This is a genomic window from Mycolicibacterium vinylchloridicum (assembly GCF_013404075.1).
In the GTDB taxonomy this organism is placed as follows: Bacteria; Actinomycetota; Actinomycetes; order Mycobacteriales; family Mycobacteriaceae; genus Mycobacterium; species Mycobacterium vinylchloridicum.
In genome coordinates, this window is the sequence record NZ_JACBJQ010000184.1 from 1 (window position 1) to 1,206 (window position 1,206).

Annotated in this window: 1 protein-coding gene; it reads left to right on the plus strand. The window is 58.6% G+C overall.

Annotated features, from left to right (window positions below; all coding sequences use genetic code 11):
- Positions 1 to 116: 116 nt before the first annotated feature.
- On the plus strand, positions 117 to 1,206 hold a 1,090-nt coding region (locus HPC46_RS34455; protein ID WP_179476444.1), incomplete at its 3' end, for an N-6 DNA methylase.

The window sequence follows — 1,206 nt, forward strand, 5'->3', positions numbered from 1 at the left end:
TCTGGGAGCATCGAGCACCGGCTACCAGCTGAGCCCGCGGTCGACCGATATTGTCACCGATCGAGCGGGGACGGCACCGAGCACGCCGCTGGGTTAAGCATCAGAAGGGGCAGTGGATGGCCGAGAGTAAGACAGAGAACCTGTTTCGAGGTTTCCACGGAGCCGAGACGTTCGTCGAGAAGCGCGACATCCCCAAGGACTTCGGATTCCATTCCAAACGCGACGGGTCGACCGACTCCGGGTACCCGGACTTCTTCAAGGAGATGGAGGGGGGCTGGCTCATTGTCGTCGAGGCCAAGTCCGGTGATCCCGGTCCGAAGACCAATCACGGCGCGGCGGAAGTCGACGTTCGAAACTACATGGCCGACAACGCTGTCCCGCACGCCGATATCATTGGGATCGCCGTCTCCGGCCAGACGAAACGATCCCTAAAGGCCACCTACTTCTTCCGCAAGGGTGACACCGATCTCACTGAGGAGATCGAGGGGCTGCGGGGGCTGATTGACCTAAAAACCCTGACCCGCCACTACAACGTCTTGGCCCATGGTGATCCGCTATCAGACGCCGAGCTACGCCGCTTCTTGGTGAACCTCAATGAGCGCTTCCATAAGGACTCGCGTGTCCGCGACACGGACAGATCCCTGTTCTTTTCGGCGTTGATGATTGCGCTCGACGACTCCAAGTTCCGCAGCGTGTACAAGTCACAGGTGGCGCCCGACGACCCCCGCATGGTCAGGGCCCGCTACCTCAACGACGAGATCGTCCAGGCAGTCACTCGCCAACTCATAAGGAAGGTGAACTCCGAGTCCAAACTAATCGACTGGGAGGATCGCTTTGCTTTCGTCAAGACGATCGACATTCCACTTCCTGAGTACAAGCAGATCATTACCGACATCGACGATCGCGTGCACCAGCCTTCGAAGGAGTCGACCAAACACGACCTTCTCGGGCGTGCGTACAAGATCTTCCTGTCCCGTGCAGGGAAAATGGACAACAAAAACATCATCCTCACCCCCGACCACATCAAGAAGCTCATGGTGGACCTCGCCGAACTTGGCCGCGACGACGTGGTCCTCGACACGTGCATGGGCTCAGGCGGCTTCCTCATGGAGGCAATGGAGCAATTGGTCGCCAAGGCGGGCGGGTCGAAGAGGCGTATCGACAAAATCCACAACACTCAACTTGTGGGTATCGAAGTCGATGCCG